This window comes from Sporosarcina sp. G11-34 (genome assembly GCF_026931025.1).
The window spans coordinates 24,629-41,204 of the sequence record NZ_JAHNZW010000022.1 but is presented as its reverse complement, the minus strand read 5'-3'; the positions used below and the strand labels follow the sequence as shown (position 1 = coordinate 41,204).

The 16,576-nt window shown below is 40.5% G+C and carries 20 protein-coding genes; 4 read left to right on the top strand and 16 right to left on the bottom strand.

The genetic code is table 11. The features are described 5' to 3' along the window. Nucleotides 1-184: 184 nt before the first annotated feature. The 5 genes from KSU66_RS20150 to KSU66_RS20130 form a co-directional block, all read right to left on the bottom strand. A complete protein-coding gene (locus tag KSU66_RS20150) occupies nucleotides 185-802 on the bottom strand; it encodes an NAD(P)-dependent oxidoreductase (RefSeq protein WP_269053242.1) in 618 nt (205 codons plus the stop codon). Nucleotides 803-827: 25 nt separating this feature from the next. Beyond that, entirely contained in the window at nucleotides 828-1,730 is a 903-nt protein-coding gene (locus KSU66_RS20145) for a cation diffusion facilitator family transporter (RefSeq protein WP_269053241.1), read from the bottom strand. Between the two features lie 191 nt (nucleotides 1,731-1,921). Beyond that, the gene (locus tag KSU66_RS20140; RefSeq protein ID WP_269053240.1) at nucleotides 1,922-2,221 is read right to left on the bottom strand and encodes a cupin domain-containing protein; all 300 of its coding nucleotides are present in this window, start codon (nucleotides 2,219-2,221) and stop codon (nucleotides 1,922-1,924) included. Nucleotides 2,222-2,254: 33 nt separating this feature from the next. Continuing rightward, entirely contained in the window at nucleotides 2,255-2,806 is a 552-nt protein-coding gene (locus KSU66_RS20135) for a GNAT family N-acetyltransferase (protein ID WP_269053239.1), read from the bottom strand. Nucleotides 2,807-2,929: 123 nt separating this feature from the next. Next, nucleotides 2,930-3,931, bottom strand: a complete 1,002-nt coding sequence (locus KSU66_RS20130; protein WP_269053238.1) for an LLM class flavin-dependent oxidoreductase — start codon at nucleotides 3,929-3,931, stop codon at nucleotides 2,930-2,932. A gap of 135 nt (nucleotides 3,932-4,066) precedes the next feature. On the opposite strand from KSU66_RS20130, the gene KSU66_RS20125 reads away from it, so the two are divergent. The 3 genes from KSU66_RS20125 to KSU66_RS20115 are packed head-to-tail and all read left to right on the top strand — an operon-like array spanning nucleotide 4,067 to nucleotide 6,026. After that, nucleotides 4,067-5,146 carry a type III polyketide synthase gene (locus tag KSU66_RS20125; protein WP_269053237.1) on the top strand — a complete coding sequence of 360 codons (1,080 nt, stop codon included), beginning with the start codon at nucleotides 4,067-4,069 and terminating at the stop codon, nucleotides 5,144-5,146. Nucleotides 5,147-5,158: 12 nt separating this feature from the next. After that, nucleotides 5,159-5,689 carry an isoprenylcysteine carboxyl methyltransferase family protein gene (locus tag KSU66_RS20120; protein WP_269053236.1) on the top strand — a complete coding sequence of 177 codons (531 nt, stop codon included), beginning with the start codon at nucleotides 5,159-5,161 and terminating at the stop codon, nucleotides 5,687-5,689. A 34-nt stretch (nucleotides 5,690-5,723) separates the two neighbouring features. Then, nucleotides 5,724-6,026 carry a hypothetical protein gene (locus tag KSU66_RS20115; protein ID WP_269053235.1) on the top strand — a complete coding sequence of 101 codons (303 nt, stop codon included), beginning with the start codon at nucleotides 5,724-5,726 and terminating at the stop codon, nucleotides 6,024-6,026. Between the two features lie 62 nt (nucleotides 6,027-6,088). Here the strand turns inward: KSU66_RS20115 and KSU66_RS20110 are convergent, their stop codons facing one another. Genes KSU66_RS20110 through KSU66_RS20085 form a run of 6 tightly spaced genes read right to left on the bottom strand, consistent with a single transcriptional unit; the run spans nucleotide 6,089 to nucleotide 10,063 of the window. Further along, nucleotides 6,089-6,736 (bottom strand): SDR family oxidoreductase, encoded by a 648-nt coding sequence (locus KSU66_RS20110; RefSeq protein WP_269053234.1) that lies wholly within the window; start codon nucleotides 6,734-6,736, stop codon nucleotides 6,089-6,091. A gap of 46 nt (nucleotides 6,737-6,782) precedes the next feature. Next, nucleotides 6,783-7,328, bottom strand: coding sequence for a hypothetical protein (locus KSU66_RS20105; protein WP_269053233.1), 546 nt, complete (start codon nucleotides 7,326-7,328; stop codon nucleotides 6,783-6,785). A 22-nt stretch (nucleotides 7,329-7,350) separates the two neighbouring features. Further along, the gene (locus tag KSU66_RS20100) at nucleotides 7,351-8,343 is read right to left on the bottom strand and encodes an LLM class flavin-dependent oxidoreductase (RefSeq protein WP_269053232.1); all 993 of its coding nucleotides are present in this window, start codon (nucleotides 8,341-8,343) and stop codon (nucleotides 7,351-7,353) included. A gap of 23 nt (nucleotides 8,344-8,366) precedes the next feature. After that, entirely contained in the window at nucleotides 8,367-8,582 is a 216-nt protein-coding gene (locus tag KSU66_RS20095; RefSeq protein ID WP_269053231.1) for a DUF896 domain-containing protein, read from the bottom strand. A gap of 21 nt (nucleotides 8,583-8,603) precedes the next feature. Then, complete coding sequence (locus tag KSU66_RS20090) at nucleotides 8,604-9,551, bottom strand: LLM class oxidoreductase (RefSeq protein ID WP_269053230.1); 948 nt, start codon at nucleotides 9,549-9,551, stop codon at nucleotides 8,604-8,606. 29 nt (nucleotides 9,552-9,580) lie between these two features. Beyond that, a complete protein-coding gene (locus tag KSU66_RS20085; RefSeq protein ID WP_269053229.1) occupies nucleotides 9,581-10,063 on the bottom strand; it encodes an RrF2 family transcriptional regulator in 483 nt (160 codons plus the stop codon). A gap of 389 nt (nucleotides 10,064-10,452) precedes the next feature. Between KSU66_RS20085 and KSU66_RS20080 the strand changes: the two genes are divergently transcribed. Continuing rightward, nucleotides 10,453-11,091, top strand: coding sequence for a TetR/AcrR family transcriptional regulator (locus KSU66_RS20080; protein WP_269053228.1), 639 nt, complete (start codon nucleotides 10,453-10,455; stop codon nucleotides 11,089-11,091). Nucleotides 11,092-11,134: 43 nt separating this feature from the next. Here the strand turns inward: KSU66_RS20080 and KSU66_RS20075 are convergent, their stop codons facing one another. The 5 genes from KSU66_RS20075 to KSU66_RS20055 form a co-directional block, all read right to left on the bottom strand. Beyond that, nucleotides 11,135-11,590: a CoxG family protein gene (locus KSU66_RS20075; protein ID WP_269053227.1), complete on the bottom strand. Its 456-nt coding sequence runs from the start codon at nucleotides 11,588-11,590 to the stop codon at nucleotides 11,135-11,137. Nucleotides 11,591-11,619: 29 nt separating this feature from the next. Then, entirely contained in the window at nucleotides 11,620-13,266 is a 1,647-nt protein-coding gene (locus tag KSU66_RS20070; RefSeq protein ID WP_269053226.1) for an FAD-binding protein, read from the bottom strand. A 390-nt stretch (nucleotides 13,267-13,656) separates the two neighbouring features. Then, complete coding sequence (hutG, locus tag KSU66_RS20065; protein WP_443029013.1) at nucleotides 13,657-14,583, bottom strand: formimidoylglutamase; 927 nt, start codon at nucleotides 14,581-14,583, stop codon at nucleotides 13,657-13,659. Nucleotides 14,584-14,683: 100 nt separating this feature from the next. Continuing rightward, complete coding sequence (locus KSU66_RS20060; protein ID WP_269053224.1) at nucleotides 14,684-15,259, bottom strand: thermonuclease family protein; 576 nt, start codon at nucleotides 15,257-15,259, stop codon at nucleotides 14,684-14,686. Nucleotides 15,260-15,380: 121 nt separating this feature from the next. Then, a complete protein-coding gene (locus KSU66_RS20055) occupies nucleotides 15,381-16,085 on the bottom strand; it encodes a ZIP family metal transporter (RefSeq protein WP_269053223.1) in 705 nt (234 codons plus the stop codon). Between the last annotated feature and the right edge of the window lie 491 nt (nucleotides 16,086-16,576).

Below are 16,576 nucleotides of genomic sequence, written 5' to 3'. Positions count from 1 at the left end.
TGTTCCTCAGACCGGAGGTTTGCCGCTCGCTTCCTTCAGATTCCACGTCGCCGTGGACACCCTTGCGTTAAGCTAACTGTTACTTCTACCTTCACAGTTCGGGACTTACACCCTATAGATTACGCCCATGCTGGGCGCACACAAAAAACGCTGACATTTATATGTTCAGCGTTTTTTTCTACTATTAATATGAAATGCCCACACGAAATCCGATATGATTACCTTCTACTAATTCTTCATAAGCAAAGTTTGCTGTGTCTCCGACAGTGATTTTTTTACCGTCCTCTGGCAATAAATCTCGTTCAGTTCTATAGTTACCTACCGCTTCACCTTCAGGTAAATAAGTCGGACAAATTATGGTCCACTCTAGCTCTGATTCTCGAAGCATATCGTACACTTTATGATGCTCTTCTGCGGCAAATGTCAGTCGACGATTCGAATCGCCCGCTTCATAGCGTAATTTCTCTGTCTCTATTCTGCTTTGTAAAATACCAGCTGTTCCTATTGTGACAATTCGATTGATACCTGCTTCTTTCATTGCATCAATCATATGAGGGACCGCTTCAGTCAATGTCGTTGTCTTATCTGTACCAATTGCACTAAACACAACGTTCACACCTGAAATCGCTTGTGAAACTGCTGCCGCATCGCGTACATCTCCTTGAATAATTGTAAGTTTATCATTCCCGGCTAATTTCTCAGGTGAACGGACGAGCGCAACCACTTCATGGCCTGCCGCCAATGCTTGTTTCAGGACTTCCGTGCCCACTCGGCCTGTTGCGCCAAATAATGCAATTTTCATCTAAACATACCCCTTACCGTCAATGTTATTTTTCTTCATCATACCAGGGATTAATATGAATAAGCACTTCATCCACATCAGGATGTGCTGCCATAATCATTTTTTTTATTTTACGAGAAATATCATGGCCCTCTTGAATCGTTAAATCTCCTAGGATACCTACACGAAGATCTACCAGCACATAATGTCCATGTTCCCTTGCACGGAGGCGATCTATACGCCTTACCTCTGGGACCGAATTGATCAGTGAAGTGAATTCAGCCAATCTTTCCAAACTGACACTTTTCTCCATAAGTGTATCCAATGCTTCTTTTCCAAGATGATAAGCCAGCTTGAAAACTAAAATCGTTACAATAATGCCCGCGACTGGGTCGCCGTAAGCGAGAATTTTGATTTGATATAAATCTCCTAAAAGCGCGAGTCCTATCCCCAAGACCGCTGCTAATGACGCATACACATCGGCAAGATGATCATAAGCCGTTGCGATTAGGCCTTTACTATTTGCTTTTTTCCCAATTCGAATCGTATATAAGTATAAGACATGCTTCCAAACAAGAGAAATAACGGCTGTAATAAAGGCAATTATGCTCGCTTTTTCAGGCTCACTAAAGATAGCTGAGATGGATTCATAAGCAATATAAATGGCTGCCAATCCTAAAATAATTGCAACAATCGCGGAACTAATTACTTCAGCTTTACCATGTCCATAGGGATGATCCTCGTCAGCTGGTAGTTTGGATATACGCATAGATGTTAAAGCTGCACCACTTGCCACAACATCTCCCGCATTGTGATACCCATCTGCAAGAAGTACGGGACTGTGAAAGAGTGTCCCCACAACAATCTTTAGTATAGTCAGTATGATATTGCTAATTAAACTAATCCACACAGCGATGATTGAGGCATCTGCATTCTTTTTTCTACTCATAATTTTGTACCTCCAATAGAATTCTTTCCCTTAGGCAACAAAAACCCTAGACTGGTTTTAGTCTAGGGTTTGGGGTTCTAAAATATGCTGTTTGGTTGTATCTATAAGTTGACTCATATTTATCACTCGCTTTTTTTTGCCGTTCGAACATCATAGCACTGTTTTAATAATGTAGCAAGGTTGGTCAACACTTATGGCATGACCTGTAATACCATTAGGTCCGCATCTTCCGTTGCCCGCAGACTATGTTTTTCAAGCGGTGACATATGCAATACATTGTCCTGGGTTACAAGTTGTTCAGTTCCTTCAACATCAAATATTACCGCACCCCTTCGCACAATAATTATGACTTCCCTTTTTGAATCGTGTTCGGCAATCGTTTCGTCCTTTTTTAGTTGGATATTCACAACAGACACATTTTCTAGTGTCATTAATTTAGCAATATGTTTCGGCTTTTCCTCTAATCTATAAGGTGTTGAGATTAAGTCCATAACTATTCCTCCTCATTTATATATCTTGCAAAATCATTCGTTTTTACCATTCCATTCTTCCACCAACATGCCATAAACTATGTGATTTACATAATGATCATACAACCATTCTGCTTGTCTAATACTTCCCTCTTTTACAAAACTCAACCTTTCAGGAATCACTCTACTTTTCTCATTCTCCTCAGCAACTCTAATTTCAACTTTATTTAAGTTTAATTCATTAAAAGCATAATCAGTCAATGTACTGGCTACCTTCGTCATAATGCCATTTCCTTGGAATTCTTCACCAAGCCAATACCCAATATACGCTGTTTTATTTGACCAGTTTATCTCGTTAAAACCAGCAATCCCCACAATTTCACCTTTAAATAATATCACTGTGTTCATACTCTTATTTTCAAAATAGCCTTTTAAACATATGTTAATAAACCCTTTTGTATCCTCAAGTTTAGTTGTAATATCCAACCAAGGAAGCCATTCACGCAAATAATCCCTCGAGTTATTTGTTAACTCAAAAACACTTTCTGCATCCCTTAATTCAATAAGCTTCAGTGCCAAATCCTCATCAATTTTATGCGTAAACAATAGGAGCCCCCCAATTAACTATTTAGTCAATCATAGCATCTACCACAGCTAATTGTATTAAATACCCAATAGCCATTCTCCTCATACTAACAACGTCCTACGCATACAATGATATGAGTATATTTACAACATCTCTTTTGCTATTAATTCATAAGACTTAAGCTTGTCCTGAAAGTCATACGCAATCATAACGAGCATAACTTCATCTGCGCCAAATTCTTGTGCGAGTTTTTCTATTTGGGCACGTACAGTTTTCGGGGTGCCGATAATTATTCGTTTCCGGTTTTCAAGGATATACGGTTTTTCAAAATCACTATAAGAATAAGCCATTGCTTTTTCCGGCGAAGGGGTTCCTTTTGAAGGCATTCCCTGTGCAGACATCATTAGCGAAAGGTCTAGCGACGATATTATTCGCTCCGCCTCTTCATCTGTTTCTGCACACGCAAAAAAGACAGCAACGGCCTGATACGGTTTCTGTAAAGAGGCAGAAGGGATAAATGCCTTGCGATAATGGGCAGCAGATGAAGGGCCACCTTCTCCGTTAATAAACTGTGCAAACATATAGTGCAAGCCTTTCTCAGCAGCAAGTGCAGCAGAACTCGGACTCGACCCCAACATCCAAACTGGGGGTGCTTCTTTTGTAAGTGGTGTTGCTTTCAAACCAAAGTACGGGTGATCAGGCGGCATCGTGTCGTTCAAATACATGGTCAAATCGTCCACTTGTTGCGGAAATTTCTTCACGTCTCGGTATTCACCGTTATTAAGTGCATATGTAGCTCGTGGCATTCCACCTGGAGCACGTCCAACGCCAGCGTCAATTCTTCCTGGAAATAGAGTTTCAAGCAACTTGAAATTCTCAGCAACTTTATAAGCTGAATAATGTGGGAGCATAACGCCGCCCGATCCAATCCGTATTGTCGAAGTGATTGTCGCAAGATGTGCCATTAATATTTCCGGTGAAGAACCAGCAAGTGTTGTTGCATCGTGATGTTCTGAAACCCAGAATCGGGTATAGCCCCATTCTTCTGCTTTCTTAGCAAGTTCAGCTGTATATTTTAAGGACTCGGTTGCAGTGCTCCCCTCAGATATCGGTGATTGATCTAATATGCTCAGTTTAATAGACATTTTATACCCTCCAGACACAATAGTAACTTCATAATACATGATTGAAATATTTTTCTTAGTGGACATGCCTACGTACCAGAGTTTAGAGTAGTCGGACAATTACAGTGGTGAAAATAAGAACATGCGGAGGTAACCATGCCTAAAATTCTTTCAGTTAGCACATTTAAACCACCTCATGAAATCAAACAACAACAAGCGGTTGAATTAACAAGAGCATTATTTAGTGAGAAGTTTACTGACATTGAAAGACTCTTAAAAGTTTTTGATAATGGCGATATTCAGAAACGCAATATTTGTATGCCACTAGAGTGGTTTGAAAAAGAACATGATTTTAAAGAAAGAAATGATCTTTATATTGATCATGCGGTTAGTTACGGTGTACAAGCCGTTCAATCATGTCTTGAGGGCGATAATATGCTCAGTATGCCAATCAAACCCTCTGAGGTAGACGCGATTTTCTTCATTTCTAGTAGTGGAATTTCAACACCGAGTATCGAAGCCCGCATTATGAATCTAATCCCATTTAGAGATGATACTAAACGTGTTCCGATTTGGGGATTGGGCTGTGCAGGCGGTGCCGCTGGAATTAGCAGGGCATATGAGTATTGCTTAGCTTATCCCAAAGCTAATGTTCTCGTTCTTTCCGTAGAATTATGCAGCCTAACCTTCCAAAAAGATGATTATTCAAAGAGTAATCTTATTGGGGCTTCCCTCTTTTCTGATGGCGTCGCATGTGCGTTAGTTGCTGGGCGTGAATCTACAGTTAAAGTCAATAAACCGATGCCTAAAGTTATCGCTACAACATCGAAGTTAATGCCCAATTCGGAAGGTGTTATGGGCTGGGATGTTCAAAATAGTGGTCTTCATGTTATTTTCTCAAAAAGCATTCCAAGTATTATTACCAAATGGCTTGGACCATTCGTCCATGAGTTCCTTAGCACAAATGGGTTAAACAAAGAGGACATTGCCCATTTCGTTGCACACCCAGGCGGAAAAAAAGTGCTAGAAGCGTATGAAAAGGCACTTGGATTTGAGTCTGTTAAAACTGATGTTTCTCGCAATATTTTACGTGAGAACGGGAATATGTCATCGCCCACAATCCTTTATGTGCTCCAGCGCTTTATGGAAAGTGAACCTGAAGTCGGTGATTACGGATTGATGGCGGCACTTGGCCCCGGATTTTGCGGTGAACTTCTGTTATTAAAATGGGAATGAGGTGAAGACAACTTGCTTTTTGCTTTCGTCATTACGATTGTCATTATCCAACGACTCACTGAACTAATTATTGCAAAACGAAATGAAACTTGGATGAGGAATCAAGGGGCATTTGAAGTGGGTGCGAGACATTACCCGATTATGGTAACCATGCATGTTATGTTTTTCGTTTCACTCCTGCTTGAAGTAGTCATCGTTAATCGACCCCTTTCACCATTGTGGGTTGTTTACCTCTCAGTTTTTCTCGTTGCACAAGTTGCTCGGATTTGGTGCCTTACGTCGCTCGGGAAATTTTGGAATACGAAAATTATTATTTTACCAGGTGCGGATGTTGTGAAAAAAGGGCCTTATGCGTTTATTCGCCATCCTAATTACGTTATTGTGACTACCGAGTTACTCGTCCTTCCTCTTATTTTCAGTGCTTATTTCACTGCCATCTTATTTACAATGTTAAATATTTGGATGTTATCTGTGCGGATTCCAACGGAGGAAAAAGCATTGAAGCAGGCGACAAATTATGAAGAGAAATTTTCATTGAAATAAACAATCTCCACGGGGCACAGATAGGAGGCTATTTGTGAGGAAATTAATTAAGTACGGAGCTCTTTTTTTACTAGCTGGAATTTTACTTTATATCAACCCTAAAGATATATATCATCATTATAAATCTGAGGAAAGATTAACAGTTTTGATGGATGATTCGTCAGTGCTTAAAGCAATTCGGGTGTCTCCCGTTAATGAGGTTACTTCCCTAGGAAATGGCATGTACCTTGTGACGACCGAAAGCAATAAGCTGATTGTCGACGTTGATCACAAGCCTGCTAAAACGATTTACACCATATTTCAGCACAAAACTAGCATTGCCCAATTTAGCCCATGATGAATTTTGTTGCGTAAGAGAAAAATATCCCCGCCATTTGGTTACAAATGACAGGGATACTTTTATTTTATATTATTTAGTGCATCAGAAATTTCAGTTTCACCCGATATTAAATCAAATGAACGATTAAATGTCTTTTCATTCGCCAAAGACTCAAAAACTGTTTTAGCCACATCTTCACGTGGGATAGAACCAGTTTTAATGTTATCAGCCGCATTGATTTTCCCTGTACTCGGTTCATTTAAAAGACCACCAGGACGAACAATCGTATACGTTAGGCCACTTTGTTTTAATATATTATCAGCGTGATGCTTGGCTGTCATATAATAACTTGGTGTACCTCCCCAACTGTCTCTATTATCCGCTTGAATCACGCTAACCATAACATAGCGTTTAATGCCGATTTCTTGTGCGGCTTCTATTGTTTTAGCAGCCCCGTCGAGATCGATGAGCATTGTCTTATCTGCACCTGTATGGCTACCGGATCCGGCTGCAAATACGACTGCATCACAACCTTCTGTTGCTTCTTTAATTGCCTCTACGCTACCCTCTAAATCTGCAAGCCTTGTTTCAACGCCCATTTTTTCAAATGCCTCTACTTGCTCTTCATTTCTAACCATTGCCCTAACAGTATGCTCGTCACTTTCTTTCAACAAATTGACGAGGTGTTTTCCAATTTGGCCATTTGCGCCAACTACGAGTACTTTCAATATAAATCGTCCCCCCTCTAACTTTTCGTTCCGAAGCGAGTTCAAGTCATTTCCATACAGATAAATATTTCTTTCTGTATTTCTCAGCTTCTTCAGTTTCAATTAAAGCCATTGCAGTTTGCTTAATTGTTTCATCTTTTAGTTCGTCATATAAGTTCCGCAGACCTTGAATCATATCAAATCGAATTAAGGTATAGTGCTTTTCTTCGGCGCCATTCCGAAAGCGGTCACTGATATGAGCTATGAGTAAGTCTTTTTGCTCTTCCCCAGCTAGTCCTATTTTCCAAATCGATTGCAGGCTATGGCGAGCTGTTACAAATTTAGGATCTTTGGTCACTTCCCATAAGGCTGGAAAATCTTGAAGCATTCGTTGTTCAGGATCACTAATTGCAAGACCTGAAAGGAACTGGGCCCCTCTTGATCGTCGGTGATTATCTGGGTCTGTTAACCAGTCCTTTAATTGATTCCAAACTTCATAAGCCCAGTCAACTTCTTCGTCGATGGCTGCTTTAATGTTGTTGAAGGCTTCGAATTGAAGATCCTTGTCCTTTGCTTCCAGGTTATCAAAATATGATTTGGTTAGGCTGTCCATCATTTCATCCCCTATCTTAGGTTTAGAATAATTCGCGCGCCAATAAGCGATACACTTCTAGGCGTTTTTCCTGAGAATGCGGAATGCTACAAATCATGGCCTCCTCGAATCCATATTGTGCTTGCTCCTCTTGTAATCTAGTTGCAACTTCTTTTGCTGAACCGACTATGTGGATATTACGATTTTGTTGAATCGTCATCCGATCCATTTCACTTAACTGGAAGTTTTGAGCCTCTTCAGGTGATATAACTTGGCCAATACGCCCTTTTGTAAACAATAGACGCCAAATATCTTGCGGCAAAGCTTCGTACTCAGCTTCTTCTTTTGTTTCGGCTGTTGTTACCATATACGTTACTTTAATTTCTGGTTTCTCCATAAACACAGTAGGCTCAAAGTTTTTTCGGTATGCATCTAAAATCTCTTTCGTCATGCCACCCATGAAAAACTGTGCAAACGAGTAACCAACACCCATGCGCCCTGCTTGAATCGCACTGTTCCCAGTCGATCCCAGTAGCCAAGCTTCAGGCAATACAACTTGAGCAGGCGTTGCGATTGTTTTATTGTATAAATTATCTTCTGGTACCTCATCATTAATTAATTCTAAAGCGAGTTCGAATTTTTCGTACATGTTATTCGTCATCGGTTGGCGTCCTTCAGATAATGCATAGATTGCGTTATTGTCGCCACCCGGTGCTCGGCCTACCCCGAAGTCAATACGTCCCGGTGAAAATGCGCTTAGCGTTTTAAACACTTCTGCTAATTTTAACGGTGAGTAATGCATCATCATGACGCCACCCGTACCAATACGAAGGTTCTTCGTTTTCGCTGCTAAATGCGCCGCGGTTACTTCAGGTGCTGAACTGGCGAACGTATTTGTGCCGTGGTGCTCGGCCATCCACATTCTTGTGTAGCCTAATTCATCTGCTAATATTGCCAATTCTTCTGCCTTTTTTAAAGCATCCGCGGCGTTATTTCCGCTCGTTATCGGTGCTTGATCTAATACGCTTAATTTCACTTTGTAAAACTTCCCTTCTCTATTCACTCTTTAATTACATTGCGCACTTTATCAGGTGTTACATCATTGCCAAGCGGATCGAGCACGGTTAGTCCAGAAAAGGTATCGAGTACTTGTCCGCGAATTTCACGTAAATAGTTTTCTCGTAATGCTTTCTGCTCAACTTTTTCAGCGTCAGTCAACCCAACTTCACGCTGTATTTTTGCCAATTCATTGATACGACCTAATCCTTTTATCATCATTCTTCACTTCTTTCTATTTTACTTTTTGATTGTTGGAAAATGAGGGAGCACATATTCTCCTAATTCTTGAATGACCTCTTCAGCAGGGCGCCTACCAGCCTTTAATCCAAACACGACATGATTAACCCCAGCATCTTGATATGCATGTAGATAATCAATTATAAATTTATGACCCGCCCTAAATCCACCTTTTATCGGCTTTGGGGCTTCATTCGGATTCGCAGATAAATCAAGTCCTACAGGTTGTGCAAACGGTTTAAATCGACCAGCCGCCTCATGCCATTTCTCAATAAGCGCACGCTGCTCATTGACAGGTTGTGGGTAAAATAACCAGCCATCTGTATGTTCTGCTAACCACTCTATTGTTTGGCCAGAATAACCTGTTCCAAAAATGGGGATATCACCTAAGACCGGTTTCGGAACAACATCTCCCACTGTCATGTCGACGCGCCCTGTTTGTATTTGTGGGAATGATTCTTTCCATACCTGTTTCATTACCATTATCGACTCTTGATATAAGTCTTCTTTATCGCTAGGATTCACTTTAAATGCAGGAAACTCAATGGGACGATCCCCAGTTGCTGCGCCAAACAAAAAGCGTTGATTCGACAAACTGTCTAGCGTTGCTGCAGACTTTGCCAAATGCAATGGATGGCGTAATGTCGTGACGATACTTGCCGTACCAAGCGCAATCTTTTCAGTATGCGCCGCCACGTATGTTAAAAACATCAGTGGGTCATAAAGAAATCCCACATCCCCAAAATTCGGATCGTAGAGCGGAGCATCTCTTACAAACAACGAAGCAAACCCTAAATCATCTACTTTTTTAGCGAGTGCCATTTGCTCCTGTAAATCCATTTTCGGAAAACTTCCAACGTAAGATTCTAAAGGAAATAGAAGTCCAAGCGTTAATTTGTTTTCTTCATAGGTTCGTGCAAAACCATTATGTGTTTGGAAGTTTTCCATATTAGTTACCACCTTATCGATACTTCCTTTTATTTAACCATCTTTTCGTTAATTAACTTTTGTAAAGAAGCTACTTTTTCTGCAAAGCGATCTGACTGAATTTCCTTAGATAACGAGGCGATTGTTTCGCGCTTCAGCACAGTCTTCCACGCAGATTCAGCCTCATCCATCAAGTCCGTTAACAAACAGCATTTATCATCTTTTTCCAAGTCGAGCATGTCATCCAGAATACCACTAGGCGAATAAAGTGATTGATGTCCCTCTATTGCCAAATAAACATCATATATCCGAATGTCTTCTGGTTTCTTATTTAGTTTGAAGCCACCTTTTACCCCTGAAACAGAAGAAATCAAGTTGGCACTTACTAATTTCCTCAATAACTTTTGCGAGTAACTTGGTGATGTCTCCAACTGCTGACTAATCGCTTCACCAGGCAACACCGCCTTATCTGGTAACATATTGAGTAGTAAGATGGCATATACCGACTGTTCAACACCCGTTTTCATCTGCATTTATATCACCACTTTCACAATTACTTTATTTTATAAAACTTCTAGATTTACTAACGGCGACAATTGTTATCCTTGTTAGGTAATTTTAACTTACTAAGTATGTAAAGTAAATAAAGTTGCTTTGCTCATTAATATTAAGTTTGATGAATGTACAGCATTGTATCCCAACTGCCAAGTCACATTAGAATCCATACGATAATTATCCAGATTTGTATGTACATGCATTTATTTGAATTACCAGTAATTATATTCTTGCATACGTACTTCTTAAATTAATAGAACACATCCCGCTATTTATTGAATCACTTGATTAGATATTCATGCATTAATCCTGTAATATATTCATTATTACTGTTAATTTTATTAGTTAATAATAAGGGGTTTTCATAATGACATATAAAAAGCGGCGATCAAATAATATTCTACAAGCTGCCTTCACTGTTTTTTCTCAGAAAGGTTTCGAATGGTCTACAATGCAAGATGTGGCTGATGAAGCTGGACTTGGCGTAGCAACTATCTTTCGTTATTTCCCTAAGAAAAACAAGTTGATTATTGCGGTTATGGTGGATATTTTAGAAGATAGACTACCGAAGTTTGAGCGCATATTAGCGAGTGAGGGAAACTGTTTCCAAAAATTTGAAATGCTTCTAAATCATTACGTAAAAATTTCTGATCAAGAGGAATTAGATAGTATGAAACTACTGGAAGCATTTGAAATATATGCGGCTTTCTCACAAGAACATATGGAAAATATAGCCAACTACCATAAGGCATATGCAAATATCGTAATTGTTATTTCAGAAATTATTAAAGAGGGTAAAGAGGATCAATCCATACGTCAGGATCTTTCCTTTGAGGAAACACTGCTCGCTATTTCAAACGTTTTTGGGATTTACACAAGGAAGCTATCCTTTTTCGAAAGTGTAAAGTTGGGTAATCTGGTCACCTTGCCTAGTCAACAAGCAAATATTGTAAAAAATATCTTTCTTGACTATATAAAACCAAAAAAGACTACACAGGATAATTAATTCCTTGTGTAGTCTTTTCATATCGTCATGATAACCGTTTTTCTTAAACGTTTACCTTTTCGATTTCAATGATTTCTGCTCCGATTGCTTCAGTTAATTCTTTCGCTGTATCAGGAACAAAATTTTTCAGAATCGTGTTAACCATAGGCCCCATCATACCACCTGCTGTAATGTCTAAGTGACCAGTCATTCTGGTAGAGTTTTCTGTGATTTTTTCAGCGGTAAAGTAACCCCCGCCAGTAAAGTTATCCGACAAACCTTTTAAATCAAATGTAACTTTTGTTGGTTCAATCCATTCTTGGATATCGATTTGGAGTTTAACAGTTTTCTTCATGAAACCCAAATCGCCTTTAAACTTCCACGTCGATTGTTTGTCACTTATAATTTCATGCTCGATATAACCAGGTACTAATGGTGCCCATTTATTCATATCGCTAACAAGATCCCAAATATTTTCGATTGGTACTTGAAGTTCGATTGTATGTGTTCCGTTCGGCATATTAAGTCACTCCCTCTTTTATTGTTAAATTAAATTTCACGTGAATCTTTTGTTCCAACTTCTTTACCGATAATATAGCCCATTGTCATACCTGGCCCTATTGTTCCGCCAGCACTTGGGTATACGGGTCCTAAGATACTCATAGCTGCGTTACCTGCCGCATAAAGACCGTTAATTACATTTCCGCGGAGGCTCATTACTTCACCTTTTTCATTAATACGTGGACCACCGCTTGTGCCAAGTGCACCTGCGAAAACTTGCACAGCATAGAATGGACCTTTTTCGATTTTACCCAGGTTGGCTTCGGCATTTCCGCCGCCACCTAGAATATTTTCAAAGTGAGTAGTCCCTCTGTGGAAATCAGGGTCTTCCCCTTTTTCACAGTGTTCATTCCAACGTGCAACAGTTGCTTCGAGGCCATCAGCATCTACGCCAATTTTTTCAGCAAGCTCGCTTAATGTTTCGGCTTGGTCTACCCAATCAGGAGCATCCTCACCTGGCATCATTGTAACAATCATCGTTGAATCTTTTAATTGCTGATCGAATACCATCCACACGGGTCCTTCGTTCGGATATTCTAGTTTAACAGGGTCGAAGTCGAAAGTTGCGCGTGGCATGTCGTTGTATGTTGTACCTTCATGTACAAAACGCTTACCATACTTGTTGACAATAATACTGTTCGGGCCTGATCGTCCGCCGCCTGTTTGATTCATAACGTGATCTTCATATTCAAACGTTGGATCTACCATTGTTGGATAGAACCAGGCTTCACTCATATTACCAAGAGCAGCTCCAGCTTCCATAGCCATGATTAGTCCATCGCCCTCATTACCCGGTGGAGACATTGGATGTGTAATAGGACCTTTTAGGAATGTTTTGATTAATTCCTGGTTCCATTCAAATCCACCAGATGCTAATACGACACCTTTTCGAGCACCGATGAAGATCTTTTCTCCATCTTTATTTTCAGCAACAATACCAATGACATTACCCTCGTCATCTAGCACAAGTTCTTTACCCGGTGTGTTTATTTTAATTTCCACATCACGATCAAGTGCGGCTTTTAGCAATGCACCGATAAGTGAACGACCCATTGTAACAATATTATTTTCCATCCGCTCACCTAGTTTTGCGAAGTCGATGCCTCCAACTGCGCCACCTTCAGCTAGTGTAAGTGGTGGGAAAACAGGGTTTTGACGAACTAGTGGAGCCCATTCACCAACTGTATTTAAATCGAATGGTACTGGATCCATCGAACGTGTCCCTTTATGTAATGCTTCTGGAAGATGTGCATAGTATTCAGAGTAACCTTCAGGCATTACAAAGCGTAATGGTGTATTTTCATGTAAATAATCAACCATAACATGTCCATTATCAACAAATACTTCAATTAATTTTGGATCTGGTTCTCTGCCTAGTGATAAGCGTTTGATAAATGTAATCGCTGCATCACGACTATCTTCAACGCCCGCCTCTTTCATATAGCGATTCATTGGTATCCATGGTATTCCACCAGAGAATGCAGTCGTTCCTCCGACCTGATGAGTCTTTTCTAGCATTAACACTTTTGCACCTTGATCAGCAGCTAAGATAGCTGATACAAATGCAGCACCGCCTGTTCCTACAACTACTACATCAACTTCTTTATCCCATTGTTCTGGTCTTTTTGCTGGCATAGCCAATCCCCCAATTATGTAGTGTAATAACTTTCGCAAAATGATAGCATGACTATCATTAATTCTATGATACCGCATACATGACTAAAAAATCAATTTCAATGCTCATGGTATTATAATATATCTGATAATTAAATAATTATAGATGCCAATTTAGTCGATTGTGTTTGGTATCTTTACTGTTTGGCGAGGCTTTATCAAAATTTTATGTGGAGACAGACGATAATTTGGATTTGAGTAGAATAGTTTGATTTGGTTTGTATGATTAGACATACCTTGCAACAATTAAAGGCAATTAAAAGGCCGCTAATTCATGTGCGAATTAGCGGCCCTTTCAACTATTATTTTGTACTATCCAACGCAATGGGTTACTGACTAATACTGTTCACTTTATCTTCCCAAGGCACTAAAACCCATTACCGCTTCATTCACAAATGCCGCACCTAATCTCACTGTCCGTCCATCGGGGTCAAGAGATGGATTCACTTCGGAGATATCGAATGACAACGTTTTTGAGTTTCCAACTGCCTTACGAATCATCGAACGGACAACTTTAGGATCCAGCCCAAATGGGGACGGTGCACTCACACCCGGCGCCGCTGCGGCATCAACAACGTCCATACAAAGCGTGACGATAACAGCATCATGGCGGGAGATGAATGCATCAATCGCCGCACCCCATAACTTTTCATCTAGTTCATCTTCACAAATATATTCACACCCAAGCTCCGCTGCCTTTTGGAATAAACTTTCTGTATTCCCGTAACGTTGAATGCCAAGTACGAGGTATCCTGCATTCGGATCGTTTTCCATAATTTGACGGAACATAGTCCCAGAAGATGATTGCTCATCGTACGGCCTTAAATCGAAATGCGCATCGATGTTAATAATTCCAAGCTTTTTTTCTTCACCAAGATACTTGCGCGCACCTAAGTAATGACCGTACAACGTCTCATGGCCCCCACCAAGGATGATTGGCACGCCTCCGTTATCCAAGGTCCTCTTTACAGCCGAACCTAGTTCCTGTTGCGCCTTCTCCATCTGTTGACCTACACAAACGATGTTGCCCGCATCCACAAGATGATTTCCTGTTGGAAGTCGCCACGCCGTATTGGAAAGCGCTGCTCGTAAAGCATTCGGCGCTTCACCAGCCCCGACTCGACCATTATTACGCCTCACACCTTCGTCCGAACAAAACCCAATTAGGCCACACGAATTCCCATGCTCGTCCTTAATAATTTGGTGATAACGGAAACTTTCCCATTCGGTCTCATGATCCGTTCTCCCTGTCCAACTGAACGCAGTATCTTCCCCCATTAAAATCATCCCTTTCCTCAACAAACAAAATAGAGTCCCAAGATTCCCCATAACCATACGAATGAGCTCATTCAAATTTCATTCTTCAAAGCAATTAACCTTAATTACTAAAACCGCGATTGGTCACATAATCTTCAATCGACCATATGCCAATTGCTGCTTGCTGAGCTTTACCCTCAGCCGCTTTAAACGGATCAAGGTGTTTTGTATTCGGAGGATAGATATACGCAACTCGTGCTAATCCTTCTTCAATAAGTTGCTGCTGAACACTTTCCCCGTCAACATATACATAAGCCAAAAGCCTTCCATATTTGTCTTCTCGTTCTCCTATATCAAATTCAATTTCCACATTTCCACTCTTTAACAACTCATCATTTCGTTTTGTTGCTTCTTCAGCAAATGGCTGTCTCCCCTGTTGTTTGTGGTTTAGTTCCGGCGTATCGGTCAATAAATAACGAAGTTTTCTCTCCTTACCTTCATACATAATTCTAATCGTGTCGCCATCAATTGTTTTTACAAGTTCAACTGGAATATGTCCCGGCGCACTCGCCTCTTCCAGATCTTCACCAGATGTAAAATACATAAATAAGGCAATTACTATGACGCCGATAATCGTTGTTATGCTAGATTTACCCTTCCACTTTGGCATCTTTGGTCGCTCATTTTTATTTTTCATATAGCCCACCCTTTATCTTTTAACCCTATCTTAACAGTTCACTAGAATAATTAATAATAAACAAAAAACCATATAAATCTCATTCGCTAGTTCAATGAGATTTATATGGTTTTCCCTACTTTTAAAGGTAAATAACATAAGCACCAATGAGACAAAATGCAATTACGGTAACAAATAAGCTATACCTTTTAGATGAGTGTTTCCTTGCTTCTGGCAGTATTTCTTTCATCGTTACCATATAAATTGTGCCAACCGTCAAACTTAATAAGAAGGCCCAGAGAAGATGATGTTGCGTGCCTATCACTTCACCAAGTAATGCACCGGCCGCTACAGGAACAGCGAGTACAAAAGATAGCAGAAGCAACGGAAGGAAACGAAAACCCGCAATAAACAACAGCGTAAATAAGATCATACCCTCGGGAATATTGTGAAGTATAAGCGTTTGCAATAGGGACGTGCTTATATCCGACTCCTCACTCGTTCCAAGAATAACGCCAATCGGAAAGTTATGAATCGAAATAATCAGCGCTAACAAAAAACCACTCTTTAAATCAGGACGTTTGTGTAATTGTACCTCAAGTATCGCATGGATTGCCTTAAACAAGACGACCCCCGCTATAAACCCTAATGCCAAGACTATCCAATTCCCTAGCCGTATCGCTTCAGGCGCAATTTCAAAACTAATTAAACCCAATATTAACCCCGTACATACCGCGTAAATCGTACCTACGCTTCTCTTAAAACCGTTGATAAAAAATGAAAGTACTCCACCAATTCCCACACCAAAAAAAGTAGCAATAAATCCCACAAACCAAATATCGTTCAATCCATCATCCTTCGGTTGTCCGTCTCTATGTTTTATGTATGAGGACAGGGTTTTATGCTTGTCACGTCGAGGAGCTAATAAGTACAAATTTAATGTGCGTAACTAGACCTTAGACAGGCAATGAATTGACATACCGAAACTTAGTTGATTGGAGTGCAGAGCGGCGACTCCAGCGGAAATAGCGAACCGAACGACGTAGGGTTCGGTTTGTATAATTTCTGTGTCCTTTACAGAAATTATACATGTACTCGATTTAGACCCCGCAGGAAGAGCCGTCACGAAGAACGGCTTTTGCGACGATGCGGCAGGGAAAGATTGTAGTTCATCTCTCCGCATTTAAGCGCTCGCCCGCGGAAAGCGTCAGGGAAAGATCGAACTGTAACTTTCCGCACTGTCCGCTCGGAACGGAAATCGACGTGATTGAAAGCAATTCGGACTTTTTCAGTGGCCTAATTAGCCTTCACCTGGAGCGGATATCAACGGCATTCCCT